The sequence below is a fragment of the Streptosporangium sp. G11 genome (genome assembly GCF_051192615.1).
Lineage (GTDB): Bacteria > Actinomycetota > Actinomycetes > Streptosporangiales > Streptosporangiaceae > Streptosporangium.
Genome location: NZ_JBPJUQ010000339.1, coordinates 1 through 743 on the forward strand (window position 1 = coordinate 1; position 743 = coordinate 743).

General features: G+C 68.4%; 2 protein-coding genes. Both read left to right on the plus strand.

The features are described 5' to 3' along the window. Positions 1–218 (plus strand): ArsR/SmtB family transcription factor (locus ACSDR0_RS50910; RefSeq protein WP_435296187.1); only part of this gene is annotated, 218 nt, incomplete at its 5' end. A gap of 31 nt (positions 219–249) precedes the next feature. Further along, positions 250–743 (plus strand): arsenic resistance protein (locus ACSDR0_RS50915; RefSeq protein ID WP_435296188.1); only part of this gene is annotated, 494 nt, incomplete at its 3' end.

Here is a 743-nt window from a genome sequence, read left to right on the forward strand (position 1 = left end):
TGTCGATCGTGGCCAGCCATTCGGGCGGCGAGGTGTGCGTGTGCGACATCACCGGCGCCTTCGAGCTGTCCCAGCCCACCATCAGCCACCACCTGAAGGTGCTCAAAGAGGTCGGGCTGCTGGTCTCCGAGCGGCGCGCCTCGTGGGTCTACTACCGCCTGGTCCCCGAGACCTTGACCGAGCTGTCGGCCCTGCTGAACGCCCCCGCCACCGTCTGACCGCACACCGTTGCACCGTTAAGGAAGATTCATGCCCTCAAGCCCACCCCCGGCGACCGCAGGCCAGAGCGGCGTGATGGGCGCCCTATCCACCCTGGACCGGTTTCTGCCGGTGTGGATCGGACTGGCCATGGCCGCCGGACTGCTGCTGGGGCGCCTGGTGCCCGGCCTGAACTCCGCGCTGGAGGCGGTCAAGATCGGCGAGATCTCGCTGCCGATCGCACTGGGCCTGCTGCTGATGATGTATCCGGTGCTGGCCAAGGTCCGCTACGACCGCCTCGATACGGTCACCGGCGACCGCCGCCTGCTGCTGGCCTCCCTGGTGCTGAACTGGGTGCTGGGCCCGGCGCTGATGTTCGCGCTGGCCTGGCTGCTGCTGCCCGACCTGCCCGAATACCGCACCGGCCTGATCATCGTCGGCCTGGCCCGATGCATCGCCATGGTCCTCATCTGGAACGACCTGGCCTGCGGCGACCGCGAGGCCGCCGCCGTCCTGGTCGCCATCAACTCGATCTTCCAGGTGGT